18 protein-coding genes and 1 pseudogene are annotated in these 26654 nt (G+C 72.9%); 10 read left to right on the top strand and 9 right to left on the bottom strand.

Annotation, left to right across the window (positions count from 1 at the left end; all coding sequences use genetic code 11):
- Nucleotides 1–2: 2 nt before the first annotated feature.
- Together ACFWUZ_RS27110 and ACFWUZ_RS27105 are read right to left on the bottom strand one after the other, a co-directional pair.
- Nucleotides 3–1502 carry a PepSY-associated TM helix domain-containing protein gene (locus ACFWUZ_RS27110; protein WP_384378124.1) on the bottom strand — a complete coding sequence of 500 codons (1500 nt, stop codon included), beginning with the start codon at nucleotides 1500–1502 and terminating at the stop codon, nucleotides 3–5.
- A 59-nt stretch (nucleotides 1503–1561) separates the two neighbouring features.
- The gene (locus tag ACFWUZ_RS27105) at nucleotides 1562–2401 is read right to left on the bottom strand and encodes a hypothetical protein (protein WP_384378121.1); all 840 of its coding nucleotides are present in this window, start codon (nucleotides 2399–2401) and stop codon (nucleotides 1562–1564) included.
- A gap of 65 nt (nucleotides 2402–2466) precedes the next feature.
- On the opposite strand from ACFWUZ_RS27105, the gene ACFWUZ_RS27100 reads away from it, so the two are divergent.
- From ACFWUZ_RS27100 to ACFWUZ_RS27070, 7 genes are all read left to right on the top strand, one after another.
- Complete coding sequence (locus ACFWUZ_RS27100) at nucleotides 2467–3066, top strand: rhomboid-like protein (RefSeq protein WP_384378118.1); 600 nt, start codon at nucleotides 2467–2469, stop codon at nucleotides 3064–3066.
- A 34-nt stretch (nucleotides 3067–3100) separates the two neighbouring features.
- Nucleotides 3101–3895, top strand: a complete 795-nt coding sequence (locus ACFWUZ_RS27095) for a tyrosine-protein phosphatase (protein WP_384378115.1) — start codon at nucleotides 3101–3103, stop codon at nucleotides 3893–3895.
- A 79-nt stretch (nucleotides 3896–3974) separates the two neighbouring features.
- The gene (locus tag ACFWUZ_RS27090) at nucleotides 3975–5897 is read left to right on the top strand and encodes a hypothetical protein (RefSeq protein WP_384378112.1); all 1923 of its coding nucleotides are present in this window, start codon (nucleotides 3975–3977) and stop codon (nucleotides 5895–5897) included.
- Nucleotides 5898–5998: 101 nt separating this feature from the next.
- Entirely contained in the window at nucleotides 5999–6895 is an 897-nt protein-coding gene (locus tag ACFWUZ_RS27085) for a metal-dependent hydrolase (protein WP_384378109.1), read from the top strand.
- Nucleotides 6892–7935, top strand: a complete 1044-nt coding sequence (locus ACFWUZ_RS27080; protein WP_384378106.1) for a PDR/VanB family oxidoreductase — start codon at nucleotides 6892–6894, stop codon at nucleotides 7933–7935. The genes ACFWUZ_RS27085 and ACFWUZ_RS27080 overlap by 4 nt, the downstream gene beginning before the upstream one ends.
- A gap of 69 nt (nucleotides 7936–8004) precedes the next feature.
- A complete protein-coding gene (locus ACFWUZ_RS27075; protein ID WP_384378103.1) occupies nucleotides 8005–8715 on the top strand; it encodes a TetR/AcrR family transcriptional regulator in 711 nt (236 codons plus the stop codon).
- Between the two features lie 25 nt (nucleotides 8716–8740).
- Nucleotides 8741–9265 (top strand): GNAT family N-acetyltransferase, encoded by a 525-nt coding sequence (locus tag ACFWUZ_RS27070; RefSeq protein ID WP_384378100.1) that lies wholly within the window; start codon nucleotides 8741–8743, stop codon nucleotides 9263–9265.
- A gap of 88 nt (nucleotides 9266–9353) precedes the next feature.
- Here the strand turns inward: ACFWUZ_RS27070 and pulA are convergent, their stop codons facing one another.
- From pulA to ACFWUZ_RS27035, 7 genes are all read right to left on the bottom strand, one after another.
- A complete protein-coding gene (gene pulA / locus ACFWUZ_RS27065; protein WP_384378097.1) occupies nucleotides 9354–14696 on the bottom strand; it encodes a pullulanase-type alpha-1,6-glucosidase in 5343 nt (1780 codons plus the stop codon).
- Nucleotides 14697–14794: 98 nt separating this feature from the next.
- The gene (locus ACFWUZ_RS27060) at nucleotides 14795–16513 is read right to left on the bottom strand and encodes a carbohydrate-binding module family 20 domain-containing protein (protein ID WP_384378094.1); all 1719 of its coding nucleotides are present in this window, start codon (nucleotides 16511–16513) and stop codon (nucleotides 14795–14797) included.
- Nucleotides 16514–16881: 368 nt separating this feature from the next.
- Complete coding sequence (locus ACFWUZ_RS27055; RefSeq protein ID WP_384378091.1) at nucleotides 16882–17901, bottom strand: LacI family DNA-binding transcriptional regulator; 1020 nt, start codon at nucleotides 17899–17901, stop codon at nucleotides 16882–16884.
- A complete protein-coding gene (locus ACFWUZ_RS27050; protein ID WP_384378088.1) occupies nucleotides 17889–19478 on the bottom strand; it encodes an alpha-amylase family glycosyl hydrolase in 1590 nt (529 codons plus the stop codon). The genes ACFWUZ_RS27055 and ACFWUZ_RS27050 overlap by 13 nt, the downstream gene beginning before the upstream one ends.
- Before the next feature lie 50 nt (nucleotides 19479–19528).
- The gene (locus ACFWUZ_RS27045) at nucleotides 19529–20368 is read right to left on the bottom strand and encodes a sugar ABC transporter permease (protein WP_384378085.1); all 840 of its coding nucleotides are present in this window, start codon (nucleotides 20366–20368) and stop codon (nucleotides 19529–19531) included.
- Nucleotides 20369–20370: 2 nt separating this feature from the next.
- The gene (locus tag ACFWUZ_RS27040; RefSeq protein ID WP_384378082.1) at nucleotides 20371–21399 is read right to left on the bottom strand and encodes a carbohydrate ABC transporter permease; all 1029 of its coding nucleotides are present in this window, start codon (nucleotides 21397–21399) and stop codon (nucleotides 20371–20373) included.
- Between the two features lie 7 nt (nucleotides 21400–21406).
- Nucleotides 21407–22681, bottom strand: coding sequence for an extracellular solute-binding protein (locus ACFWUZ_RS27035; protein WP_384378079.1), 1275 nt, complete (start codon nucleotides 22679–22681; stop codon nucleotides 21407–21409).
- Between the two features lie 222 nt (nucleotides 22682–22903).
- Between ACFWUZ_RS27035 and ACFWUZ_RS27030 the strand changes: the two are divergent.
- The 3 genes and pseudogenes from ACFWUZ_RS27030 (at nucleotide 22904) to ACFWUZ_RS27020 (ending at nucleotide 26647) form a co-directional block, all read left to right on the top strand.
- A pseudogene (locus ACFWUZ_RS27030) lies at nucleotides 22904–24604 on the top strand (alpha-amylase family glycosyl hydrolase).
- 26 nt (nucleotides 24605–24630) lie between these two features.
- Complete coding sequence (locus ACFWUZ_RS27025) at nucleotides 24631–25662, top strand: LacI family DNA-binding transcriptional regulator (protein WP_384378076.1); 1032 nt, start codon at nucleotides 24631–24633, stop codon at nucleotides 25660–25662.
- A gap of 94 nt (nucleotides 25663–25756) precedes the next feature.
- Nucleotides 25757–26647, top strand: coding sequence for a phosphatase PAP2 family protein (locus tag ACFWUZ_RS27020; RefSeq protein WP_384378073.1), 891 nt, complete (start codon nucleotides 25757–25759; stop codon nucleotides 26645–26647).
- The last annotated feature ends 7 nt before the right edge of the window (nucleotides 26648–26654 follow it).

Raw genomic sequence — 26654 nt, 5'->3', positions numbered from 1 at the left:
GTCTAGGCCGCGCGGCGGCGGGAAGCGACGAGGCCGAGCAGGCCGTCGACCGCCAGGAACACGACCAGACTGATCCCCAGCAGGGGGACGGACCAGCCGACCACCGCGGTCACCGCGGCCAGCGGGAGCAGGGTCGTCACCGGCAGCTTCCGCCAGGCTCCGCGCGGCTGCGCGCGGCCCACCGACAGCTTCCGGTCCTTCGTCGGGCGGCGCAGCCACCACATCCGGTAGCCCCAGAACACGAGGAGCATCACCGCGAGGGCGAGCGCGGCCAGCGCGAGCTGGTTGGCGAGGCCGAAGGTCAGGCCCATGTGCAGGTCGATGCCGAAGCGCGTCATCTGGGCGAGCACCGGGTAGTCGGCGAAGCGCAGTTCGTCCATGACCCGGCCGTCGGCGGGGTCGACGGCGACGGCGTCCAGGTGCACCGGCACCTGCTTGTCCTTCTCCTTGACCACGTACCCCTTGCCTTTCGCCGGCAGGGTCACCTGGAGGGATTCGGTGACCCCGGCGGCCCGGGCGGCCTCGACGACGCGGTCGATGCCGATGTCGGCGGCCGGCGCGGGGGGCGGCATCTCCATGCCGTCCACCATCACGTGGCCGGCGTGCTCGCCGGCGCCGCCGGCGGCCGCGCCGGGGTCCAGCGCGGCGGAGACGGCGGGGGTGGCGCCGCCGAGGCCGTCCTGGAGCTGCCCGATGTTCTCCCCGGCGTACTTCGACCAGGTCAGGCCCGTGGCGGAGAGGAGGACCAGTCCGGCGACGGCCCAGAGGCCGACGGTCCCGTGCCAGGACAGGGTCCGGCGCCGGCCGGTGGCCTTGCGGTCCGGGAGGACGAGCTCCGCCGCGCGCTTGCGGCGACGGCCGATCCACAGGCCGAGGCCTCCGAGCGCGACCACCCACAGCCAGCTCGCGGCGAGTTCGCTGTAGTGGCGGCCGAACTCCCCGAGCTGGAGGCTGGAGTGGAACTCGCTCAGCCAGGCCCGCAGCGGCAGGGCGTCGCCGACGGTGGCGAGCTGTCCGCGCACCTCGGCCGTATACGGGTCGACGAACACGGTGAGGGTCTCGCCCTCCGGGAGCCCGGGGCTCTCCATGACGACCCGGGTGGTGGCCTCGGCGTCGGGCGCCGGCGACACGGACACGACCTCGCCCCCGGGCGCGGCGGCCCGGGCGGCCTCGACCTGGGCGCTCAGCGCACGGACCTCCCCGCCGGGCCGGGCAACGGTCAGCTCGTCGGCGTACAGGAACTTCTCGGCCTGCCACGAACCGGCGTACAGCAGGCCGGTGGTGGCGGCGAGGAACAGCAGCGGGGCGATCAGCAGGCCCGCGTAGAAGTGCAGGCGCAGGAACAGCGGGCGCAGGGCCGGCCATCCGCCGCGCCGGGTCGGGCCGCCCTCCTGGGCGGGGGAGCCGTCGGTCCGGGGGGCAGCGGCCGAACCGTCCGGAGCAGCGGTTTCCGGAGCGGCGCCTTCCGGCGTGCGGACATGGTGTATCTCGTCAAGGGACATGGTGGTCCTAGGCAGTGGCGGAACAGGGGGAAGCGCCCCCCGGCCCCGCCGTTCGCCACTCAGGCGAAGGCAGTGCGGCCGGGGGCCGTGGCTCGGTGGTGCGGGCACCGCCCGGGCGGCCCCCGCCGCACGACGGCATGGGCGTGCACGGCCCCGCGCAGCCGGCGCGGCCGGTCCCGCGCGGGCCGCCCGGCCGCCGGGGCGGGCGCCGCCGGCGGGGCGGGCCTGACCGCCACCAGGGCGAGCGCGCGGGAGAGCGGCCGGGCCGCGAGCAGCGCGGCGGAGCCCAGGACCGCGGTCAGCCGGAAGAGGGCGGCCTCGCCCCGGGCCAGCCAGAGGGCGCAGAACAGCCCTGCGAGCACGTGCGCGGCGATCATCCCGACGCCCCCGTGCCCGGCCATCCCGGCCACGTCGGCCATCCCGGCCGCGTCGTGCAGCCCGGCCACGTCGTGCAGCCCAGCCGCGTCGTGCAGCCCGGCCACGTCGGCCGTCCCCGCCGGGTCCGGGGGCGGGGCGGGCAGCGCGCCCATGTCCGCGCCCGGCACGTGGTGGTGCGCGTCTCCGTGTCCGTGTCCGTGTCCGTACACCGGTTCCGGCACGGACGCGGGCGCGGGCACGGGCGGAGCCGTATGCGGGGAACGCGCCGCCTGGCTGCCCGAGAAGACGAGGTGCAGCACCCCTTGTACGGAGAGCAGCGCGAGGGCGATGCCGACGGGCCCCCGCCGCCGTCCGGCGGCGAGCCAGGCGAGGCCGCCCGTCACCCCGAAAGCACCCAGAAGCCCCAGAAAGGGAATTTGCGACCCGGGCATGGACGAATGCCCCACCGCACCCAGAGCGACGCACACCGCCGCGAACATCGCGGCCCGTACGGCGCGCAGCGGCGCGGAACTCTCAGGCATGGCCGGGACATGCTCCCACGGGGCCCGGTGGCGCCCGCCGGAGGGTGGTGGCCGATCATGGGCGGGTGAATCCTTTGCCACTGGGAGCGGTGTACGCGGGCGCGGTGCAGCTCGGGTCGTACGCGCTGGAGCGGGTCGGTCCGGCGGAACGGGACCGGGTGCTGCGGACCTGTTCGACGAATGTCGACAATCTCGCGGCCGGGCGCTGGGAGACGCTGGTCAGCAGTGCCTTCGTCGTAGAGGAGCCGATGCCCCTGCCCTACGCGCTGCTGCTGGTCGCCGTCCTCGGGTACGCCGAGTACGCGTACGGGGCCTGGTGGACGGCTGCGGTGTTCCTCTTCGGGCACACGGGCGCGACCCTTCTGGTCTACGGGGCCCTGCGCGGGACCCCCGACCCGGGGGTCCGGCGGGCCCTGGACGTGGGGACCAGTTACGGGTTCAACGCCGTGCTCGGCGCCCTGACCTCGGCCCTGCCACGCGGGGCGGTCCGTACGGCCGCCCGGGTGGGTCTGCTGGCGCTGGCCGCGGCGCCGGTCCTGCGGCGCGACCGGACCTTCACCGACGCAGGGCACCTGGCGGCCCTGGGAATCGGCATCGGGGTCTCGCTGGCCGCCGATTGCCTTTCCGGAGCGAATCGTCGGAAAATTGCACCGATCGTCATATGACACGAGTAACTCGCACCGCGCTGGAGCCGCCACGATGACCGCCACGCCCTCCACCACCGTCGCCAACTTCCGCGACCTCGGCGGCACCCCGCTGTCCGGCGGCCGCGCGGTCCGCCCCGGCCTGGTCATGCGTTCGGGCCAGCTCGACCGGCTGGACCTCGACGCCGACCCGGCCGTGGCCGCGCTGGGCCTGCGTACGGTCATCGACTTCCGCACCGAGGCGGAGCGCGGGGCGTACCCGGACCGGATCCCGGCGGGGGTCCGCGCCCTGGTGGAGGACGTGCTGGCGGACAAGGTGAGCGCCGGCCGGATGCCCGCCGCCGCGCAGCTCAAGGACCTGCTCGCCGACCCCGTGGTGGCCGAGCAGCACCTGGGCGGCGGCAGGGTGCAGGCACTGTTCGCCGACATCTACCGCTCGTTCGTGACCTCCGGATCCGGCCAGGCCGCGTACCGGACCCTGCTCACCGAGCTCGCCGACCCGCAGGCGGGCCCGCTGCTCTTCCACTGCACGGCGGGCAAGGACCGTACGGGCTGGGGCGCGACGGTCGTCCTGTCGCTGCTCGGCGCCGACGACGAGACCCTCATGGACGAGTACCTCTCGGTGAACCCGGCGGTCAAGCAGGCCTTCGCCCCGATGATCGAGGGCTTCACGGCGGCCGGCGGCGACCCGGACCTGGCGCTGGCGCTGATCGGGGTCTTCCCCTCGTACCTGCGGGCCGCGCTGGACGAGGTCGAGACGCGCTACGGCTCGATGGAGAAGTACGTGCGCGAGGGGCTCGGCGTCCCGGACGGGACGGTCGAGGCACTGCGCGCCCGCCTGGTGGCCTGAGCCCGGACTCGCCCGCGCCGGGCCGGACGGGTGCGCCCGGGACGGGTGACCATCGGACGATTCGCTCGTTCTGCTGAACGTGACTGCGCCGGATACCGCCACCCGCCCCCTGTCTCCCGACGTCGAACAGGCCGAGGCCGCCATCGTCGAGCACTACGCGCGGCTGGTGCGGCTCGCCTACCTGGTGCTGCCGCCCGCCCTCGGCCGCAACCGCCGGGTGCTCACGGCGCATTCGCTGGTCCAGCGGGCCCTGCCGCGCGGGCGGCGGGCCGCCGAGGCCGATGCCGCGGCGGCCGTACGGGGCGGGGTCCCGGGCCAGCGCGTCGGCGACGACTCCGGGTATCCGTACGTCCGGCTGCGCGTGCTGCGCGCCGCGCTGGAGGCGGGGATCCCGCTGACCTTCCGGGCCCTGCCCCGGCGCGCGCAGCTCCCGCCGGCGCTCCCCCAGGTGTGGGGGCTGCGGCTGTTCCCGCGCTCCGGCGGGGCGGAGGAACTGGCCCTGGACCAGTGGCTGGCCACCCTCGACGGCCCGGGGCGCGCCGCCTGCGTCCTGCGGGCCCTGGAGCGGCTGACCGAGGCCGAGGTGCTCCAGGTGCTCACCGAGGCGGGGGTCGCGGACCCCGCCGCCGCGGTCGCCGGATCGGGGGACCCCGTGCACGACGCACTCTTCGCCTCGCCCGAGTTCGACCCGTGCGTGCTCCAGGCCCGTCCGACCGACCTGCTGCGCCGGCGGCGGCTGACCCGGGCGGGGATCGCCGCCGGGGCGGCCCTCGCCGTGTGCGGGGCGCTGCTCGCGCTGCCCGGCGGGGGCTGGGGCGCGGACGGGCCCGCCGCCCCGCCGTACTCCCGCAACGCCGCCGCCGAGGAGGCCCTGGATCCCGGGAAGCTGGTCCGGGCGGCGCCCGCGCTCTGGCGCACGTCCTCCCGTACCGGCTTCTCGGCCTGGCCCGCACGGGGCGACCGCGCCGCCGACACCGAGCTGCTGCGCCGGGCGCTGGCCGTCTGGGCGCGTCCCGGTTCCTCCGTGGTCGTCTCGGCGACGCCGGGCACCCCTTCCGGTCCGCCGATGGGCCCGCCGCAGCTGTTGTTCGCGGGCGCCGTCGACCAGGCCGTGGTGGTCCTGCTGTACGACGGCCTGCGCGTGGTGCGGTACGCCGAACCGCGTACCGGGACCGCGGGAGCGGCGCTCGACTTCGCCCGGACCGACGGCGCCTCGGCGGACACGGCGACGGCGCTGGTGCTCAGCCGGGTCGACGGGAACGTCCGCTACCTCACCGCGCCCTGGGTCACCGGTGCGGCCCTGCGGGACCTGCTCAAGCCCGGCGACGCCCCGGCCGCGCTGAAGCTGACCCCGGAGGGGGTCACCCCGCCGGTGGCGGGTCCCGCCCCCTCGGGCAGCTGTGCGAGCTGGAACGCCCTGGCCCTCACCGGCGACGGCGCCACCCGGCTGATCACCGACCTCGGTGAACTGACGCCGGCCCGGCTGACCTCGGGCGCGCCGGGCGCCGAGCGCGACGTGGCGGAGACGGCGGAGCTGGGCGACTGGTCGAGGATCGCCTGCCTGCTGCCCTCGGTCCGCTCGCACGGGGTCCGTACGGTGAACGCCTGGACCTACGCCAAGCAGCCGCTGCCGGAGGGCGACGGCACGGCGGCCTGGCTCTGCACGCGGGCCGAGACCTGGCAGGGCACGGCCGACCGGGTGCAGGCGCAGTTCCTGGCGCCGGGTGCCCCGCTGGCGGCGCAGGCGGCCAGGTCGGAGGGGTCCGCGGCGTGCGGACCGCGGGAGCCGCGGGTGCTGGCGGGCGTGCTGTGGAAGTCGCGGGCGGGCCAGTGGTACGTCCTCGCGGCGGGCAGTGCGCAGTTCGCCTCGCTGTCGGTGTCCGGCAGCGGGGTGAGCGGGTCCGCGAACGGGAACCGACTGGCCGTCAAGGCCCCGGCGGGCGCGCAGGTCGACCTGTCGGGCAAACTCACGGACGGGAGCAAGGCGGGCGTGCTGCGCTGAGCGGCGCCCCCGGGCCGGCTCGTGTCCGGCCGGCCGGCCCGGGGGAAGGAAGTGGGTGCCGAGGGGTTTTCCTCCCCGCTACCCATCAGTACATTGACGCCATGTCTAATACGCCGCCCGCGCCCGCCCCCGTGGCGTCGGAACACGTGGACCTCGCCCCCCGGAAGGTGTCCTTCGGCTGGGAGGACACCCCGCTCCACTGGCTGCCCAGGGACCCCTTCGCCGGGCACATGATCAATGTGCTGCACCTGCTGCTCCCCGCGGGGGAGCGCTGGTTCGTCCACGTCTACAAGCAGGTGCTCCCGTACATCGAGGACGAGCAGCTGCACGCGGACGTGGTCGGCTTCATCGGCCAGGAGGCCATGCACGCAGCCGCGCACGACGACGTGCTCCCCCACCTCAAGCGGCTCGGCCTGGACCCGACGCCCTACACCGCGCAGGTGGACTGGCTGTTCGAGAAGCTGCTCGGCGACCGGACGCTGCCGCCGGGCCGGGCACGGCACTGGTGGCTGATGGAGCGGGTCGCGATGATCGCGGCGATCGAGCACTACACGGCGTTCCTCGGCGACTGGGTCCTGAACGCCGGGGAGCTGGACCGGCGCGGCGCCGACCCCACCATGCTGGACCTGCTGCGCTGGCACGGGGCGGAGGAGGTCGAGCACCGGTCGGTGGCCTTCGACCTGTTCATGCACGTGGACGGCAGCTACCGCCGCCGCGTCCGCACCTGGGCGACCGGTTTCTCGGCGCTGGTCTTCCTGTGGCAGCGGGGGGTGCGCTTCTTCATGGAGAACGACCCGCACCTGGTGGACGGCAAGGCCTCCTTCGGCCAGTTCTTCCGGGCGGGACAGCAGGGGGTGCTGCCGTCCACGGGAGCCATGCTGAAGTTCATACCGAAGTACCTGTCCCGCACCTACCACCCCTCGCAGGAGGGCTCGACCGCCCAGGCGGTGGCCTACCTCGCCACCTCGCCCGGGGCGAACGGCGGGGCCGCGGCATGAGGCGCGTCCTGACGGTCACGGCCGTGGCGGGAGCGGCCTGGGTGGCCAGGCGGGCCCTGCGCCACCGGATAGCGCGCTCCCCCCTCTGGCCGCTGCCGGCCCTGGAGACCCCCGTCTCGGGCCACTCCCCGCGCCGCCCGCTGCGGGCACTGATCACTTCGCGTACGGAGCCGGCCGAAGGCGTGCTGCGGCTGACCCTGCGGGCCGCCGGGCTCCCGGCGTGGACCCCGGGCGCGCACGTGGACGTCACCCTGCCGTCGGGGCTCGTCCGCCAGTACTCCCTCTGCGGGGACCCGGCGGAGGAGGGCGCGTACACGATCGCCATCCGCCTGGTCGAGGACGGCCGCGGCGGCTCCCGCGAGGCGCACCGGCGGCTGGTGGAGGGCGCCGAGCTCGAACTGCGGCCCCCGCGCAACCGCTTCGAGCTGGTCCCGGCGCCCTCGTACGTCTTCGTGGCGGGCGGCATCGGCATCACCCCGCTCCTCCCGATGCTCCGGGCGGCCACGGCCGCCGGGGCCGTGTGGATCCTGCTGTACGGGGGCCGCAGCCGCGCGAGCATGCCCTTCCTCCCCGAACTCGCGGTCCACGGCGACCGGGTGCGGGTCCTGCCGCAGGACGAGGTGGGCCTGCCCGACCTGGCCCCGCTGGCCGCGGCCCCGCCCGGCACCCTGGTCTACTGCTGCGGCCCGGAGCCCCTGATGCGGGCCGTCACGGCGGCCGCACCGGATCCGGCGGCGGTCCGCCTGGAGCGCTTCGCCCCGGCGGTGCCCGGACCGGCCCAGCCGTTCGCGGTCGAACTCCACCGCTCGGGACGCACGGTCGAGGTCGCCGCGGACGAGTCCGCGCTCACCGCGGTCCGCCGGGTCCTGCCCAACACGCCGTACTCCTGCGGGCAGGGCTTCTGCGGCACCTGCCGGCACCGCGTCCTGGCGGGCGAGGTCGACCACCACGACGAACTCCTCACGGACCAGGAACGCGAGGACTCCATGCTGCTGTGCGTCTCCCGCGCGGCGTCGGGCCGGCTCGTCCTGGACCTGTGACGTCCTGACGCCCTCTCACCTCGCTTCACCCCTGGCCAGGGGTGGGGCGGGGCGAAGTAGGGTGTCGGCATGACAACCGGGGTGCGGCGCAGGATGGGTGTCGAGGAGCGGCGGCAGCAGCTGATCGGGGTGGCCCTGGAGCTGTTCAGCCACCGGTCGCCCGACGACGTGTCGATCGACGAGATCGCGGCGGCGGCCGGGATATCCCGGCCGCTCGTCTACCACTACTTTCCCGGCAAGCTGAGCCTGTACGAGGCCGCGCTGCGGCGTGCGGCCGACGAGTTGGCGCAGCGGTTCGTGGAGCCCCGGGAAGGCCCGCTCGGGGCGCGGCTGCTGCGGGTCATGGGGCGGTTCTTCGCCTTCGTCGACGAGCACGGGCCCGGATTCTCGGCCTTGATGCGCGGCGGTCCGGCGGCCGGGAGCAGCCGGGCCAACGCCATGATCGACGAGGTCCGGCAGGCCGCGTACGAGCAGATCATCACGCACATCGGGGTGGAGCACCCGCCCGCCCGGCTGGAGCTCGTGGTGCGCTCGTGGGTCTCCCTCGCCGAGTCCACCGCGCTGATCTGGCTGGACGGGCGGCGCATCCCGCGGGCCGAGCTGGAGCTCCAGCTGGTGCACGACTTCGCCGCACTGGCCGCCGTGAGCGCCGCGTACGACGCGGAGATGGCGGGGATCCTCGTACAGATCCTGGCCGGGGAGCCGGCGGACGGCCCCTTCGGGGAGCTGGCCGGACGGCTCGGCGCGCTCGTCCCGGGCGGGGTCCCCGAGCAGCAGTGATCATGCACGCGGCGATAATGCCCGCGTGATCATTGACGACGGGATGTTGTTCCGGCCTGCCGAGGAGAAGGACGCCGGAATTCTGGTGTCGCTGTACGACCAGGCCGCCCGGTGGATGCGCAAGCAGGGCATCGAGCAGTGGAAGCCGGGCGAGAAGGACGCCGCGCACTTCCGGGCGGTGATGCGCGAGGGCGAGGTGTGGCTCGCCCAGGACGCCGACGGCCGCGTCGTCGGCGCGTACGAGCTGTGGTGGTCCGACGAGGAGGCCTGGGGCGTCCAGCCGCCCGTCGCGGGCTACGTGCACCGCCTGATGGTGGAGCGGGACGCCGCGCCCGCCGGGGCCGGACTGCGGATCCTGGAGCACGCCGAGTGGCGGATCGGCCGGACCGGGCGGGAGCGGGCGCGCCTGGACTGCGTCTCCACGAACCCCCGGCTGCTCGCGTACTACCGGTCCGCGGGCTACCGGGTGGTGGGCGAGTTCCCTTCCAAGCAGAGCCGGGACGGACGGGTCTACGGGGTGATCCTGCTGGAGCGCCGCCTCGACGTCTGACGCTCCGGACCACGCACAGCGGGCGTGACGGGGCGGTGCCGGTCCGCGACCGGCACCGCCCCGTCGTTCCTGTCATCCGGCAGGGCGCTCAGGAGCGCTTGAACACCGCCACCGTGCGGGCCGGCGTGGTGAACTCCCCCGTCGCCGCCCGGTACGCCGCCTGCTTGACCGTGGGGTCGGAACCCGTGGCCTGGACCGGGTGCAGGGCGTACGCGGCTCCCGCGAGGCCGGGCAGGCGCTGGGCCTGGGCGGTGGGCGTGGCGTTGAAGACCACCACCAGGTCCCCGAGGGTCATGGTGATCACGCCGGGCGTCTCCTCCTTGCCCGAGAGCGGGAAGGCCAGCTGCGCCTGGACGGCTTCCGGCGTGGCGAGGGCGAAGGCCGGTTCGGACGTCCGGATCCGCAGGAGGTCGCGGTAGGCGCCTGCGGTGGCGCCGATCTCGGCGCAGCCCGGGGCCGGGCCGGTCAGCAGGGGCTTCGCGTAGGGCCACTTCGGGCGGTTGTCGGCGGCCGGGGGCAGCCCGCGGCCGAAGCCGTTGCCGTCGCGGCAGTCCCAGTGGACGGCGTTGAACCAGTCGCCGCTGTCGTAGGAGTTGCGGTCCAGGGACTTCGAGCGGAGCAGGTCCGTGCCCGCCTGGGAGAGGGCCGGTCCCTGCGAGAGGGTGGCCGTGGCCATGGCCAGGGTCTGCATGCGGGCCCGGTCGGCCGTGGAGGTGGCGGCGGGCAGCTTGAACACCAGGGCGTCGTACAGCGACTCGTTGTCGTGGGCGTCCGCGTAGGCGAGGGCGTCCCCGGGTGCCGCGGCGTAGCCCGCCGGGGCTCCGTTGTAGTCCACCTCGGACCCCTTGGTCGGGCGGCCGGCGGTGTCGGTGAAGGCGTACGAGGCGAGGTTGCCGGAGAGGCCGACCTTGATGAGGTCCTGGGCGTGCAGGAGGCGGGCCTTCTGCTCGGCCGGGGTGCCGTTGGCCGGGGATCCGTTCGGTTCGGTGAACAGGCCCGAGGCGAAGCCCTGCACGCCCGGGTCCTCGTCGAAGGGACCGCCGCCGCGGACCGCGTCGCGGGCCCGGTCGGAGAAGGTGGCGATACCGGTGCCGGCCATGTTCTTCTGCGTGGCCTGGACGAAGCGGGCGTCGTCGGCGACCTCGCCGAAGTTCCAGCCCTCCCCGTAGAGGACGATCTTCTTGCCGTCCACCCCGTACTTCTCGACGGTCAGGGAGTCCAGGGCGGAGCGCACGGCCAGGATGTTGTCCTTCGGGTGGTGCCCCATGAGGTCGAAGCGGAAGCCGTCGACCTTGTACTCCTTCGCCCAGGTGACGATCGAGTCCACGACCAGGCGGCCCATCATCGCGTTCTCGGGGGCGGTGTTGGAGCAGCAGGTGGAGGTGGCCACCGAGCCGTCGGCGAGCAGCCGCTGGTAGTAGCCGGGGACGATGCGGTCGAGGACCGACTTGTCCGACTGACCGGCCGCGACGGTGTGGTTGTAGACGACGTCCATCACCGTGCGCAGCCCGGCCCCGTTCAGGGACTGGACCATCCTGCGGAACTCCACGGTGCGGGCGGTGCCGTGCGGATCGCTCGCGTAGCTGCCCTCCGGCACGGTGTAGTGCAGCGGGTCGTAACCCCAGTTGTAGGCGTCCTTCGCCGCGGCCGCGGCCACGCACGCCTGCTGCTCCTCGGAGTCGGGTGCGTAGACCTTGAGGTCGCAGGAGGGCTCGGTGCGGTCCGCGGGGTTCTCGGGGACCGTCCCGATGTCGAAGGCCGGCAGGAGGTGGACGTACGAGGTGCCGGCCGCGGCCAGCGACCGCAGGTGCCGCATGCCCGCCGAGCCGGTGTCGGTGAAGGCCAGGTACTGGCCGGGGTGGCCGCTGGTGCGGTCCGCGACCGAGAAGTCGCGGACGTGCAGCTCCTGGATCTGCGCGGAGGTGAAGGGCACCGGCGCGGGCTTGCGCAGGGTGCGCCAGCCGGGCGGGGCGAGCTTCGGGTCGGCCAGGTCCACGGCCAGGCTGTGCGTGGAGTCCGTGGTCAGGGCGGTGGAGTACGGGTCGGTGACCAGGTTGCGGACCACCTGGCGGGTGCTCGGGGCCCAGACGGTGACGGCGTAGCGGTACGGCTTGCCGGTCCAGTTCCGCTCGCCGCGCACCGACCAGACGCCGGTGGCGTCGTCGCGGCGCATGGCGACGGTGCGGCCGTCGAGTTCGAGGGCGACCTGCTGGGCGGTCGGGGCCCAGACCGAGAGGGTGGGGCGGCCGTCCTTGAACACGGGGCCGAGCGGGGCGTTCGTCGCGTACAGGTCGTCCAGGACTCCGGAGAGCTGGACCCCGGTGGCGGCGAGGACCGCTCCGTTCGCGGCGCGGGCGCTCGCGACGAGCTGGCCGCGCAGGGCGTCCCGCACCCGGTCCCGGTCGCGCGGGTCGACGGTGTGGGCGGCGTACTCGGCCAGGTGCGGGAACTTCTGTTTCTGCGCGGGGGTGAGCTCGGACCGGGTCAGCCGCAGCCACTGCGCGCCGCGCTCGTCCAGCACGCCGTCCGCGGCGGTGACGGTGCCTTCGCGGGAGGCGAGGAGCTGCACGGAGGCGGCGGCCGCGGGGGCGTCCCAGGCGAGGGTGTCGCGGTCGATCCAGACGGCCTTCGACGTGGTGAGGTCCAGGGCGGCAGCGGATCCCGCGGGCTGCGGCAGGAGGTATGGCAGGCGTCCGCCCAGCATCCAGACCTCGTGGCCGGTGGCCTTCAGGTCGAGGGACTGGTCGGTGGGCAGGTCCTTCTCGTCGCCCTTGTGCAGGATGTAGCTCAGCGAGGTGGCGCCGGGGGCGAGCGGGACCTCGTACACCGCGCCGAAGGAGTCGGTGCGGACGGGCATCAGCGGCTTGGACCAGTCGGTCGGGTTCGCCGCGCCGGTCCAGACGTGCAGGCCCCAGCCGTCGTAGGCGCCGTCGGGGCGCTGGTGGTGGAGGACGGCCTTGGTGGTGTCCTGCGGCGGGTAGGCGGGGCGTTCGGTGCGGGCGGTCTCCTTGCCCTGCTCCAGCCAGATCTCGCCGGTCTTCGTCACGTCGACGGTCCGGTCGGCTGCGACGTCCTTGTTGCCGTCCTTGTCGATGACGAGGTAGCTGACGGAGGAGGCCCCGGGCTTGAGCTTGACGTGGGCGAAGGCTCCGTAGGCGTCGCGGCCGGTGAAGGCGTGCCCCTCCGGCCAGGGAGTGGCCTCGCCCTCGGCGATGTCACCCCAGGCGTACAGGCGCCAGTCCGTGTAGTTGCCGTCGGGCCGGTTGTAGTGCACGACGGCGTAGTCGCGCTGGGTGGCGGTGGGGGTCTCCTTCGGCGGGACCTGGCCGGCGAGGGACTGGGCGAGGGCGCCGGCCGTACGGCCGGCGGAGTCCACGGCCACGGCCTTGTAGCGCAGGGCGGTGCCCGCGGGGGCGGTGATGTGCTGGGTGACCTTGTAGGGGGCGTGGTCGGCCGAACCCAGTACCTGCCAGGGGCCGTTGCCGGCCTGTGCGGCGAAGACGACCCGGTTCAGGCCGCCACCGGTCACCTCGGCGCTGAGCTCGACGGTGCCGGTGGCGCCGGGGGCCGGGGCCTTCAGGGTCAGGGCGGGCCCGGTGGCGGGCTGGGCCGTCGGGGTGGTGGCCTGGAGGACCACCGTGCCGAGGGCGGGTACGGCGACGCGGAGCTTGCCCGCCGAGGAGGCGCGCGGCAGTGCGAAGCCGCCGTGCAGGCTGCGGTACTGCGTGCCGGCCGGGGCGTCGATCTCCACCGTGCGCGGCTCGGTGCCGTTGTTGGCGGCCACCAGGTACTCGGTGCGGCTGCGGGCGTCGGTCCGGGCGAAGGCGTAGACGGGTCCGTCGGCGAGGCGTTCGCTCTGGATGCCGTCGCGCAGGGCCGGGTGCGCCCCGGTCAGCTTCGACAGGGCGCTGATCTGCCGGTAGAGCGGGTGTTCCGGATCGTAGGCGTCGCTCGCGTGGGTGCGTGCCGTGCCGAGCTGGTCGTCGTCCAGGTAGTCGGCGGTCTGCGAGGCGAAGAGGGGCTGGCGGGCGTCCTTGTCGCCGCCCGCGCCCGTGAACCCCTGCTCGTCACCGGAGTAGATCACCGGGTTCCCCCGGGTGAGGAACATCAGCTCGTTGGCCAGCCGGTAGCGGTCGAGCAGCTCCTGCTCCCCCGCCGCCGGCCGGTCCTGCTTCAGGAAGGTGCCGAAGCGGCCCATGTCGTGGTTGCCGAGGAAGGTCACCTGCTCGTAGGCGTTCGCCCTGTCGCTGGTGTACCGGTAGTCGTCGGCCAGTACGGAGGCCAGCCGGCCGGCTCCCGCACCCTGGGAGGCGTAGGCGCGGACCGCGTCCTGGAAGGGGAAGTCGAGAGTGGCGTCGAGGCGGCCGCGCGTCACGTACGGGGAGGTGACGGCGGTGTCGGCGGAGTAGACCTCGCCGAACATGAAGAAGTCCTCGCGGCCGCGCTGGGCCGCGTACTTGTCGAGGGCGGTGGCCCACTGGGTCCAGAAGTCCGTGTTGACGTGCTTGACCGTGTCGATGCGGAAGCCGTCGATCCGGAAGTCCTTGACCCACTTCTCGTAGATCTTCTGCATCCCGCTGACGACCTCGGGACGCTCGGTCCACAGGTCGTCCAGGCCGAAGAAGTCGCCCTGCTCGGAGGACTCGCCGGCGAAGGTGGAGTCGCCCCGGTTGTGGTACATCGCGGGATCGTTGAGCCAGGCGGGGACCTTGAGGTCCTTCTTCGCCTCCGGCACGAACGGCGTGCGCGGGAAGCTGTCGCCGTCCGTCTTCGGGAACTTCCCCCGGCCCGCGGCGTAGTCCGCGTCGTCGAAGGGCACCCCGTCCTTGGTGAGGTAGGGGAAGGCCCCCTTGGACAGGTAGTCGTACGAGCCTTCCCGGTAGTCGACCACGTCGGCGGTGTGGTTGGTGATGACGTCGAAGAAGACCTTCATCCCCTTCCCGTGCGCCTTGTCGATCAGCCGTTCCAGGTCGGCGTTGGTGCCGAAGTGCGGGTCGACCTGGGTGAAGTCGGTGATCCAGTAGCCGTGGTAGCCGGCCGACACGTCGTCGCCCTTGCCCTGTACCGGCTGGTTCTTGAAGATCGGCGCCATCCAGATCGCCGTGGTCCCCAGACCCTTGATGTAGTCGAGCCGGTCGGTCAGCCCCTTGAGGTCACCGCCCTGGTAGAAGCCCTTGTCCGTCGGGTCCAGGCCCGTCTGCGTCCGGGAGCCGGTCAGGCCGCCCCGGTCGTTGCGCGGGTCCCCGTTCGCGAACCGGTCGGGGAGCACGAAGTAGAACTGCTCCCGGGTCAGGTCGTGCCGGGCCGGTTCGGCGGCGAGCTTCTTGTCCGAGGGCGGGGCCGGGGGCCGGTCCGCGGCGGCCGCGGGGAGGGAGGGCAGGAGCGTCACGGCCAGTGCGGCGGCGAGGACTCCTGCGGCAGGGCGTATCAAGGCGGGTCTCCTTGGTCACGTTGCGCGTGGATGAGGGCCGCCCGGCACCGGTGGCGGGGTTGTCGTGGTGGTGCCGGGCGGCCCTGGTGCGTGGGCGGTCAGCTGCGCCAGGTGTCGGTCAGCGTGACCTTGCCGTTCGCGGGGACGGTCGCGGTCCGGTTGGCCCCGCTCTCCCAGGTGACGGAGCCGGAGGCGTCCTTGCGCACGTACTTGTAGGCGAAGGAGGTGCCGGGCGGGAGGGAGAGGTCGAGCTTCCAGACGGGGTAGGCCGCCGGGTCGAGCTTGCGGGCGGCGGCGGTGTTCCAGCCGCCGAGTTCGGCGCGGTCCCCGACGACGTGGATGTTCTGGCCCGGCACGGTGGTGGCGTTCACGGCGAAGGACGCACCGGTCGTGGCCGGGGGCGGCGGGGTGGTCCCGCCGGAGCAGGTACGGGCGTTCACGTGCAGGGCGACGGCGGTCCCGGCGCCGAGGGTCGCGGTGAACCGGCCGCCGGAGTCGACGCCGACCGTGCGGCCGCTCTGCACGTCGCAGTAGTCGCCGGCCGGGAGCGAGGTCTGGAAGGTGCGGGTCAGCGCCGAGCCCTCGTGGTTGATCGCCACGTACGCCTTGGAGCCGCGCCCGAAGGCGATCCGGTCCCCGCCGTTGTCCCACCAGTCGGTGACGCCCTGCCCGCGGGCCGCGTTGCGGAAGCCGACCATGGAAGCGACCTCCCGCCAGGCGTGCTGGCACTTCCAGCCGTCGGCGTAGCAGGCGCCGACCGCGCCGCCGTTCGGCGGGCCGGCGTCCTTGTCGGTCCACTCGTATCCCGAGTGCACGTCCGGGGAGCCGTACGGCCAGGCCAGCATGAAGACGTTGGCCAGGGTGTAGGCGGACCCGTCCTTGTAGCTGAGGGTGTCCCCCACGCGCTCGGTGTCGTGGTTGTCGACGAAGACGCCGGACCTGGCGCTCGCCATGTGGCCCCAGGCCTCGCCGAAGTTCTTCAGGTGGGCGAGGTTCTCGTTCTGGAAGACCCGCTTGAGGTCGCGGGCGTAGCGGAACTCCTGCACGTCGCCGCTGCCCAGGTACTCGCTCGGCGAGACGGCCTCGCCGGCGCCGTGTATCGCCTCCTGCTTCCAGTAGGCGGAAGGGTTCGTCAGCCGGGACCTGATGTCGGCGAGGTCGGCGGCGGGCATGTGCTTGGCGGCGTCGATCCGGAAACCGTCGACGCCGAGCGAGAGCAGGTCGTTGAGGTAGGCGGCGATGCGGCCCCGCACGTACTCCTCGCCGGTGTCGAGGTCGGCGAGCTGGACGAGCTCGCAGTTCTGGACGTTGCCGCGGTCCTGGTAGTTCGAGATCGTCGCCCGGCAGTCGTCCAGGTCGGAACCGGAGTAGATCCCCGGGTAGTTGTACTTCGTGTACGAACTCCCGCCCGTGCCCGTGCCGTCCCCGGCCGCCATGTGGTTGATGACGGAGTCGGCGACGACCTTGACGCCCGCGGCGTGGCAGGTGTCGATCATCGACTTGAAGGCCGTACGGTCGCCCAGCCGCCCGGCGATCTTGTAGCTGACGGGCTGGTACGAGGTCCACCACTGGGGGCCCTGGATGTGCTCCTGGGGAGGCGAGACCTGCACGTAGCCGTAACCGGCGGGCCCGAGGCTCTCGGTGCACGCCTTGGCCACGGACGCGAACCGCCACTCGAAGAGGACGGCGGTGACGTCCTTCTCCCCGGGCGGAACGGCCTGGGCCTGCGGCGCCTGGGCGGAGAGCGTCGCGGCGGCAAGGGCGGTCGCGACCAGCACGGCTCTGCCGGCCCTTGCGGTTCTTGCGGTGCGGGGCATGGGGACCTCCTGGCGGAGAGGGGGGATTGCAGGCGACCGTATGGGCCGGATCCCGCCCCTGCAAGACCTTGCGCAAGAGATTGCAGAATTGTTTCGTGAAGGTGTCACGGGCTACGGGCGCAGCGCCCCGTCCGGCCCAGCACGCGAGCACGTCCCGGCGGTGACAGGGGGGTTGGAGGCCCGGGGGCTGCGGCCCAGCCGCCACGGGTCCGCCCGCCGGGCCGGCTCCCGGGGCCCGGAGCGCCGCCGAGGGAGCGGGCGGGCGGCCACCGGGCTGGCCTGATCCTGCTCGACAGGGGGCGGCCGGCGCGCCCCGCGGCCGGTGCGGGGCCCGCGCCGCGGGCCCCGGGCGGTCGTGCCCGGGGAGGTCAGGGTGTCGGCGGGGCCTGGGCCGTGGAGCCGCGGACGACCAGCTCGGGCTGGAACACGTACTCCGTGCGCTGGACCGGTGTGCCCGACACCGCCTCCAGCAGCGCGCCCACCGCCGCCGTGGCCATGGCCCGCACGGGCTGCCGCACGGTGGTCAGCGGCGGGTCCGTGAACGCGATCAGCGGGGAGTCGTCGAAGCCGACCACCGACACGTCCTCGGGCACGCGCAGCCCCCGCTCCCGGACCGCCCGTATGACGCCCAGCGCCATCGGGTCGCTGCCGCACACGATGCCGGTGCAGCCGCGTTCCAGCAGGGCGATGCCCGCCGCATGGCCGCCCTCCACCGTGAACAGGGTGCGCTGGATGAGCCCTTCGGACGCGGCCTCCGGCACGGCGGCGACGAAGCCCTGCTCCTTGCGCGCCGACGGCACGTACCGCGTCGGCCCGATCGCCAGGCCGATCCTGCGGTGCCCCAGGTCCTCCAGGTGCCGTACCGCCATGTCCGCCGCCGCCCGGTCGTCCGGGGAGACGAAGGGGGCGCTGATCTGCTCGTTGAACCCGTTGATCAGCACGAAGGGGACCCCGCGCGCAGCCAGCCGCTGGTAGCGCGCCGGGTCCGCCGCCGAGTCCGCGTGCAGGCCCGACAGGAACACGATCCCCGTGACCCCGCGTTCCTCCAGCTGCTCGACCAGCTCGTCCTCCGTGGCCCCGCCCGGGGTCTGCGTGCACAGCACCGGGGTGTAGCCGTGCCCGGCCAGCGCCTGCTCGATGACCTGCGCGAACGCAGGGAAGATCGGGTTGGTGAGCTCGGGTATCAGCAACCCGACCAGGCCGTTGCTGCGGCGCCGCAGCCGTACGGGCCGCTCGTAGCCCAGCAGGTCCAGCGCGGCCAGCACCTTGTGCCGGGTGCCGGCCGCGACGCCCGCCTTGCCGTTGAGCACCCGGCTGACGGTCGCCTCGCTGACCTGGGCCTGCGCGGCGATGTCCGTCAGCCGCAGCGGGGAAGTCACCCCTGCCACCACACCGTGCTGTCCGCCGGAAGGACGTCCGGCTCCGCGAGTGCGGCGCTGGCCAGCAGGGCCGTGCCCGGCGCGGGCAGCCGTACGGGCGCGCCCGTGGTGTTCGCCGTGCAGACGAAGTCCCCGCGCCGGAAGGCGAGGACGCCCTCCGGGGCCGGCAGCCACTCGACGGCGTCGCCCGCACCCAGCGCCGGGTGCGCGCGCCGGATCCGCAGCGCGGCCCGGTACAGCTCCAGCGTGGACTCCGGGTCCCCGGTCTGCGCCTCGACGCTCAGCCCGGCCCACTCGGCGGGCTGCGGCAGCCAGCTGCCACCGGTGCCGAAGCCGTACGGGGCCTGCTCGCCGGACCACGGGATCGGCACCCGGCACCCGTCGCGCAGCCCGTCCTGGCCGTTGGCCTTGAAGAAGGACGGGTCCTGGCGCACCTCGTCCGGGAGGTCCACGACCTCGGGCAGGCCCAGCTCCTCGCCCTGGTAGACGTACGCCGACCCGGGCAGGGCCAGCATCAGCAGCGCGGCCGCGCGCGCCCGGTCCAGGGAGCCGAAGCGGGTCCGGTGGCGCACGACGTCGTGGTTGGAGAGCACCCAGGTGGTGGGCGCGCCGACCGGCCGCATCGAGTCGAGCGAGTCGTCGATGGCGCCGCGCAGCGCCTCGGCGTCCCAGCCGGTGCTCAGGTAATGGAAGTTGAAGGCCTGGTGCAGCTCGTCGTGGCGCAGGTAGAGCGCGGTGCGCTCGGCACTGGGCGTCCAGGCCTCGGCGACGCCGATGCGGTCGCCCGCGTACTCGTCGAGGACCCGGCGCCAGGAGCGGTAGATCTCGTGGACGCCGTCCTGGTCGAAGAAGGGCAGCACCTGGTTGCCGAGCAGCTTCAGCTGCTCGTCGCGGCCGAGGTCGGGCAGGCCGGGGGCCTTGACCAGCCCGTGCGCGACGTCGATGCGGAAGCCGTCGGCGCCGAGGTCGAGCCAGAACCGCAGGATGGAGCGGAACTCGTCCTGGACGGCGGGGTGCTCCCAGTTGAAGTCGGGCTGCTCGGGGGCGAAGAGGTGCAGGTACCACTCACCGTCCGCGACGCGGGTCCAGGCCGGTCCGCCGAAGATGGACTCCCAGTCGTTGGGCGGGAGTTCGCCGTCCTCCCCCTGGCCCGGCCGGAAGTGGAACCGCTCGCGCAGCGGGGTGCCGGGGCCCTCGCGCAGCGCCTGCTTGAACCATTCGTGCTGGTCGGAGCAGTGGTTGGGGACCAGGTCCACGATGATGCGCAGGCCCAGGCCGTGGGCCTCGCGGATCACGGCGTCGGCGTCGTGCAGGGTGCCGAACATGGGGTCGATGGCCCGGTAGTCGGCGACGTCGTAGCCCGCGTCGGCCTGCGGGGAGGCGTAGAAGGGGCTGAGCCAGACGGCGTCGACCCCCAGTTCCTTCAGGTAGGGCAGTCGGCTGCGGATGCCTTCGAGGTCCCCCATGCCGTCCCCGTTGGAGTCGGCGAAGCTGCGCGGATAGACCTGGTAGATCACCGCGTCTCTCCACCATCCGGGCGTGGTGCCGGTGGCGGTGGGAAGTGCGTCGGCGAGGTGCTGGGTCATGGTGTCCTTGAAGAGATCGGGCCGGGGGTGAGAGGGGGCAGGCGGGGTGGTCAGCCCTTGGTGGCGCCTGCCGTCATCCCGGCGACGAGGTGACGCTGGGCGAAGACGAAGAAGATCGCTGCCGGGATCGCGATGAGGACGGAAGCCGCGCTCATCGCACCCCAGTTGGAGGTGTACTGCGTGACGAAGGTCTGCAGGCCGCCGGCCAGGGTGAGGTTCTCCTCGCCGACCATGAAGGCGGAGGCGTACGCGACCTCGCCCCAGGCGGTGATGAAGGCGTAGAAGCCGGTGACGGCGAGGCCGGGCTTGGCGAGCGGCAGGATCAGCCGCCAGAAGGTGCCGAAGGGGTTGAGGCCGTCGACGCGGCCGGATTCGTCGATCTCCACCGGGATGGTGTCGAAGAAGCCCTTCATCATCCAGGCGCAGAACGGCACGGCGATGGTGAGGTAGGTGATGATCAGCCCGAGGGGCTGGTTGAGCAGCCCGAGGTCGCCCATCAGGTTGTAGAGCGGGACGATCAGGATGGCCATCGGGAACATCTGCGTGACGAGCAGGGTCCACATCAGGGGCCGCATGCCGGGGAACTTGAAGCGGCTGACCGCGTACCCGGTGGTGGCGGCGATGAACACGCCGAGGACGGTGGTGACGCCGGCGACCAGGACGGAGTTCGCGAACCAGCTGAAGAAGTGGCTCGACTCCAGCAGGTACGTGTAGTTGCCGAGGGTCGGCTCCTTCACGAAGTCCGTGGTGATCGCGTGCTCGGCGGGCTTGAGCGAGGTCAGCAGGATCCACAGGACCGGGAAGACGGCGATCACGGACGCGACGAGCAGCGTGGCGTGCAGGCCGACGGAGGCGAGGGGGGCGCGGCGGCCCCGCGTGCGGGTGGTCATGGTCACCACACCTCTCCCTGCTTGCGCAGCGAGCGCCGGTAGACCAGCGCGAAGATCATCAGGAGGGCGAGGATCAGTACGCCCCAGGTCGCGGAGCCGGCGAAGTCGCGCGGGCTCGCGATGAACGCCTCGCGGAAGGCCTGGGTCACCAGGATCTCCGTGGAGTCGCCGGGACCGCCCCGGGTGAGCAGGAAGATCACCGGGAACATGTTGAAGGTCCAGATGGTGGAGAGCAGGATCACCGTCATGCTCACCGCGCGCAGCCCGGGCAGGGTGATGTGCCGGAACCGCTGCCAGGGGCTGGCCCCGTCCATCTCGGCGGCCTCGTACAGCTCGCCGGGGATCGACTGCAGTCCGCCGAGCAGGGCGACCATCATGAAGGGGACGCCGAGCCAGACGTTGACGGTGACGACGGAGAGCTTGGCCCAGGTCGGGTCGTCGAGCCACGGGATCGCGGAGATGCCGCCGCCTTCGAGGACCTTGTTGAGGATGCCGTTGTCGCGGTTGAAGAGGAACCGCCAGGCGAAGACGGAGACGAAGCCGGGGACGGCCCAGGGCAGGATGAGCGCCATCCGGTAGGCGGCGCGGCCCCGGAATTCCCGGTTGAGCATGTTGGCCAGGACCAGGCCGAGCGCGAAGGTGATGGACACGCAGGCGACGGTCCACACCACCGTCCACACCAGCCGCTGCAGGAAGACCGGGTCGCCGAGCACGGCCGCGTAGTTGTCGAGGCCGACGAACTCGTACGTCGCCTCGATGTGGTTGGCGCCGATCGTCCGGGCGACGTTGCGCTCGTTGGCGTCGGTCAGCGACAGGTACACGCCGCGGACGAGCGGCCAGCCGATGATCACGCCGAGGACGAGCACCACCGGGGCGACCATGGCCCAGGCGTACCAGTGGGTGGCCAGGGCACGCCCCGGTCCACCGCGCTTCCCGCTGTCAGTCCTGCGGCCCCGGCCGCGGGCGTCGTCGGTCTTGCCGACTCCGTCGCCCGCGGCCGTGGCCACCGACTGGCTGGTGTGAGCAGCCATGGTTCTTCTACTTCCAGCCCTTGAGGATCTTGCGGAACTCGGCACCGGCCGCCTTGGCCGCGTCCTCCGGGGAGGAGGCCCCGGTGATCGCCTTGGTGTACTCGACCTTCAGCGGCTCGAAGAGGGAGCCGTTCTCCGGGATCCAGGCGCGCTCGACGGCCTTGTCCACGGCCGGCTTGAAGAACTGGACCATCTCGCTGCTCTTGACGTCCGGCGCCTCGTAGGCGGCGGTACGGGTCGGGAGCAGGCTCAGCTCCTTGGCGGACTGGACCTGGACCTCCTGGGAGGTCATGTAGTCGACGAAGGCGTGGGCCGCGGCGCGGTTCTTGGAGCCCGCGTAGACGCCGAGGTCGTGGCCGCCCTGCGGGGCGCCCGCCTTGACCGAGCCGGCCGGGACGGCGGCGACGCCGAGGTTGGCCTTGTCCTTGAACTGGTCGCCGGCGTAGGTGTCGGCGACCGCCCACGGACCATTGATCATCATGGCGGCCTCGCCCGTCTTGAAGGCCGTCTGCATGTTGGTCCAGCCGTCGGTGGCGTTGGTGACCGCCGCGCCCGAGGTGACCAGCTCACGGGCCGTCCTGAAGGCCTTGACGCCGGCCTCGTTGTCGACGGTGACCGTCTTGTTCTTGGCGTCGACGAGGTCGCCGCCCTCGCCGTAGATCAGCGGGAGGAACCAGTAGGAGTCGTCGCCGCGCAGGTAGAGACCGGCCTTGCCGCTCTTCGCCTTGACCGCGGCGGCGGCCGTCTTCAGCTCCTCCAGCGTGGTGGGGGGCTGGACGCCGGCGTCGGCGAGCATCTTCTTGTTGTAGAAGAGGCCGAGGGTGTCGATGACCTGGGGCACCGCGTAGGTCTTGCCCTCGTACTTGCCGCTGGCCGCGGCCTGCGGCAGGAACTCGGCGTCGACCTTCTTGGCCGTCTCGGCCGGGACCTCGTCGAGGTAGCCCAGCGAGGCGAAGTCCGCCACCCAGCCCACGTCGGCGCGGATCACGTCAGGAGCGTCCGAGCCGCTGCTGAAGGCGTTCTTGACCTTGTTCTGCGCGTCGCCGTACGGGACGTTGACGTACTTGACGGTCACCTTCGGGTGCTTCGCGGTGAACGCCTCGGCGATCTTCTGGAAGCTGGCCTTCTCGGCGTCGTTCGACGTGTCCCACCAGGTGACGGTGCCGGACAGCTCGCCGCCGGCCTTCGTCTCGCCGGCCGCATCCTTGTCGTCCCCACCGCAAGCCGTCGCCGCGAGCGCCAGGGCCGCGACCAGCGCGGTGGCCGCTATGCCACGCCGCATATGAACTCCTTCGATGATCCCGGCCGCGCCCTCGCGGTCCCGAGTTGCCGAGAACGTAACAAGACTGAAAGCCGTCCGAAAGAGCTTGCGGCAATTTTCTGCAAGACCCGCTGATCGTTACATCTGCGTGTCCGTACGGTTGCCGCAGCTTGCTGTTAGTTCGAGTCACCTTCGACTGTCCGGGCCCGCAACCAGGGGGCATGTACGAGCGTTGACCCCGATATGACCCATGAGCTGACCGCGTCCCGGCTTGCAAGCGCTTCCAGCAAGGCCACCGCAAGCGGCGGCTGGTGGCGCGATGCCGTCATCTACCAGGTGTACGTGAAATCCTTCGCGGACAGCGACGGAGACGGCGTCGGCGACCTCCGCGGGGTGCGCGAGCGCCTCCCGCACCTGGCCCGGCTCGGGGTCGACGCGGTGTGGCTCACCCCGTTCTACGTCTCCCCGCAGGCGGACGGCGGCTACGACGTCGCGGACTACCGGGCGGTGGACCCGCTCTTCGGGGACCTCTCCGACGCCGACGACCTCGTACGGGCGGCCCACGCGCTCGGCCTGCGGGTCGTCGTGGACGTGGTGCCGAACCACACCTCGGACCGGCACCCCTGGTTCCGCGCCGCCCTCGCCGGTGAGGCGGGGGCCCGGGAGCGCTACCACTTCCGCCCGGGACGCGGCGCGGGCGGGGCGCAGCCGCCGAACGACTGGGAGTCCGTCTTCGGCGGGCCCGCCTGGACCCGCACCCCCGACGGGCAGTGGTACCTGCACCTCTTCGCCCCCGAGCAGCCCGACCTGAACTGGGAGCACCCCGAGGTCGCCGCCGAGTTCGCCTCGGTCCTGCGCTTCTGGCTGGACCTGGGCATCGACGGCTTCCGCATCGACGTCGCCCACGGCATGGTCAAGGCCTCCGGCCTGCCGGACATCGCCGCCGACGGGGGTCGCGGCGCCCAGGCCACCCTCATCGGCACCCAGCCCCTCCCCTTCTTCGACCAGGACGGGGTCCACGAGATCCACCGCTCCTGGCGCCTCCTCCTGGACTCCTAGGCGGGCCCGCGAATCGGCGTCGCCGAGGCCTGGGCCCCCAGCTCCGAGCGGCTCGCGCTGTACGTGCGCCCCGACGAACTGCACCAGGCCTTCAACTTCCGCTTCCTGAAGTGCCGCTGGGACGCCTCCGAGATGCGCACCGTGATCGACGAGTCACTTGCCGCCACCACCGCGGTCGGGGCGCCGACCACCTGGGTGCTGTCCAACCACGACGTCGTACGCCACGTGACGCGGTACGGGGGCGGGGCGCGGGGCCTGGCCCGGGCGCGCGCGGCCGCGCTGCTGATGCTGGCCCTGCCCGGGTCGGCGTACCTCTACCAGGGCGAGGAGCTGGGCCTCCCCGAGGTGGTGGACCTCCCGGACGAGGCCCGCCGGGACCCGGCCTTCCTGCGCACCGCCGGCCAGGACGGGCTGCGCGACGGGTGCCGGGTGCCGATCCCCTGGTCCGGGACGGAGCCGCCGTACGGGTTCGGGCCGGCCGGGAGCTGGCTCCCGCAGCCCGCCGGGTGGGACGCCCTGAGCGTCGCCGCCCAGACCGGCGACCCGCACTCCACGCTGGAGCTCTACCGCGCCGCCCTGGAGCTGCGCCGGGCACTGCCCGGGCTGGGCGCACCGGAGGCGGGCCTGGACGGCACCGGGGCCGAAGGCGGGGGCGGGGCCGGCCCGGCGGACGAGGGCCCGGGCCCCACCGGGATGCGGTGGCTGTCCGCCCCCGAGGACGTGCTCCTGTTCGCCCGGCCCGGCTTCGCCTGCACCTTCAACACCCGTCCCACCCCGGTCGAACTGCCCGCGCCCGGACGCCCCGTACTCTCCAGCGCCCCTGTGGAGACCGACGGCCGCACCGTCCTGCTCCCCCCTGATTCGTGCACGTGGTGGGCAATCTGAACGTGCGACCGGTACAGTCCAATCCCGTGACCGCACGGCTTGCCGACATCGCAACCCAGGCGGGGGTCAGCGAAGCCACAGTCAGCCGCGTGCTCAACGGCAAGCCCGGTGTGGCCGCCGGCACCCGTGAGTCCGTGCTGGCCGCGCTCGACGTGCTCGGCTACGAGCGTCCCGTCCGGCTGCGCCAGCGCAGCGCGGGCCTCGTCGGTCTGATAACCCCCGAGTTGGACAACCCCATCTTCCCGGCGCTCGCCCAGGTCATCGGCCAGGCGCTGACCCGCCAGGGATACACGCCGGTGCTGGCCACGCAGACGCCCGGCGGGTCCACCGAGGACGAGCTGACCGAGATGCTGGTCGACCGCGGGGTGTCCGGGATCATCTTCGTCTCGGGCCTGCACGCGGACACGACCGCCGACATGGGCCGTTACGACCAGCTCCGCGGGCAGGGCGTCCCGTACGTCCTGATCAACGGGTTCTCCGACAAGGTGCAGGCCCCCTTCGTCTCCCCCGACGACCGCGCCGCGATGCAGCTGGCCGTGACCCACCTGACCGCGCTCGGGCACACGAGGATCGGCCTCGCGGTCGGACCGAAGCGGTTCGTGCCCGTACTGCGCAAGATCGAGGGCTTCCGGCTCGGCATGAAGGAGCGCCTCGCGCTCACCGAGGCCGAGACGGAGGAGCTGATCCAGCACTCCCTCTACACCCTGGAAGGCGGTCAGGCCGCGGCGACCGCACTGATCGCCCGCGGCTGCACGGCCGTGGTGTGCGCGAGCGACATGATGGCGCTCGGCGCGATCCGGGCCGCACGGCAGCAGGGGCTGCGGGTGCCGCAGGACGTCTCGGTCGTCGGCTTCGACGACTCCCCACTGATAGCTTTCACCGATCCGCCGCTGACCACCATCCGGCAGCCGGTGCAGGCGATGGGGCAGGCGGCCGTACGGACCCTGCTGGAGGAGATCGGCGGTACGCCGGCCCCGCACAGCGAATTCGTCTTCCTGCCCGAGCTGGTGGTCCGGGGCTCCACGGCGTCCGGTCCCCGGCAGGGCCGCAGGCCGTAGGGGACCGGGGTCCTCCGCAGGGCGGACCGCAGGCGCCGAAGACCGTCCCGAGGGATGATCGGAGGCGGGATCGCATCTGGCAGACTCTCTCCCCATGGGTGAAGCGAGCGTGAAGACACTGGAAACCCGGACGGACGTCTCGTCACCCACCGTGACCGAGAGCGAGACCCGGCCGGGCTCCGACCGCACCCTCCTCGCCCGGTTGCGGAGCCCGCGACGCCCGCGGATCTGGTTCGAGGTCCTGCTCATCGCGGTCAGCTACTGGACGTACTCGCTCATCCGCAACGCGGTGCCCGAACAGAAGGCGGCCGCCCTCGCGAACGCCGACTGGATCTGGAACGCCGAGCGCACCCTGGGCATCGCCGTCGAGGAATCCGTCAACCACGCCGTGAACTCGGTGACGTGGCTGATCGTGGGCATGAACTACTACTACGCCACCCTCCACTTCGTGGTGACCATCGGCGTGCTGGTGTGGATCTACCGTTTCCATCCGGGCCGCTACGCGGCCACCCGGCTCATCCTCTTCGCCACCACGGGCGTGGCCCTGGTCGGCTACTACCTCTACCCGCTGGCGCCGCCCCGGCTGATGAACGGCCAGAACTTCATCGACACGGTGCTGGTGCACCACACCTGGGGCTCCATGGCCTCCGGGAACCTCAAGAACATGTCGAACCAGTACGCCGCCATGCCCTCGATGCACATAGGCTGGTCGCTCTGGTGCGGGCTGACGATCTTCGCGGTCGCCTCGGCCCCGTGGGCCCGGATCCTGGGCCTGCTCTACCCGACGCTGACCCTCGTCGTCATCGTCGCCACCGCCAACCACTTCTGGCTGGACGCCGTGGGCGGCCTGCTCTGCCTCGCGTTCGGCTACGCGGTCTCGCGGACCTGGTTCGGGTCCTTCCCCCACCGCCTGCCCCGCCACCCCGCCCACGCCGGGCCCCACCCGGCGGCGGAGCTGCTGAACCGCTTCCGCACCCGGGCTTGAGGACAGG

It is taken from the genome of Streptomyces sp. NPDC058646 (assembly GCF_042716875.1).
GTDB lineage: Bacteria > Actinomycetota > Actinomycetes > Streptomycetales > Streptomycetaceae > Streptomyces.
Note: the sequence above shows the minus strand (reverse complement) of the source record. Positions and strands in the feature narration are given on the sequence as shown.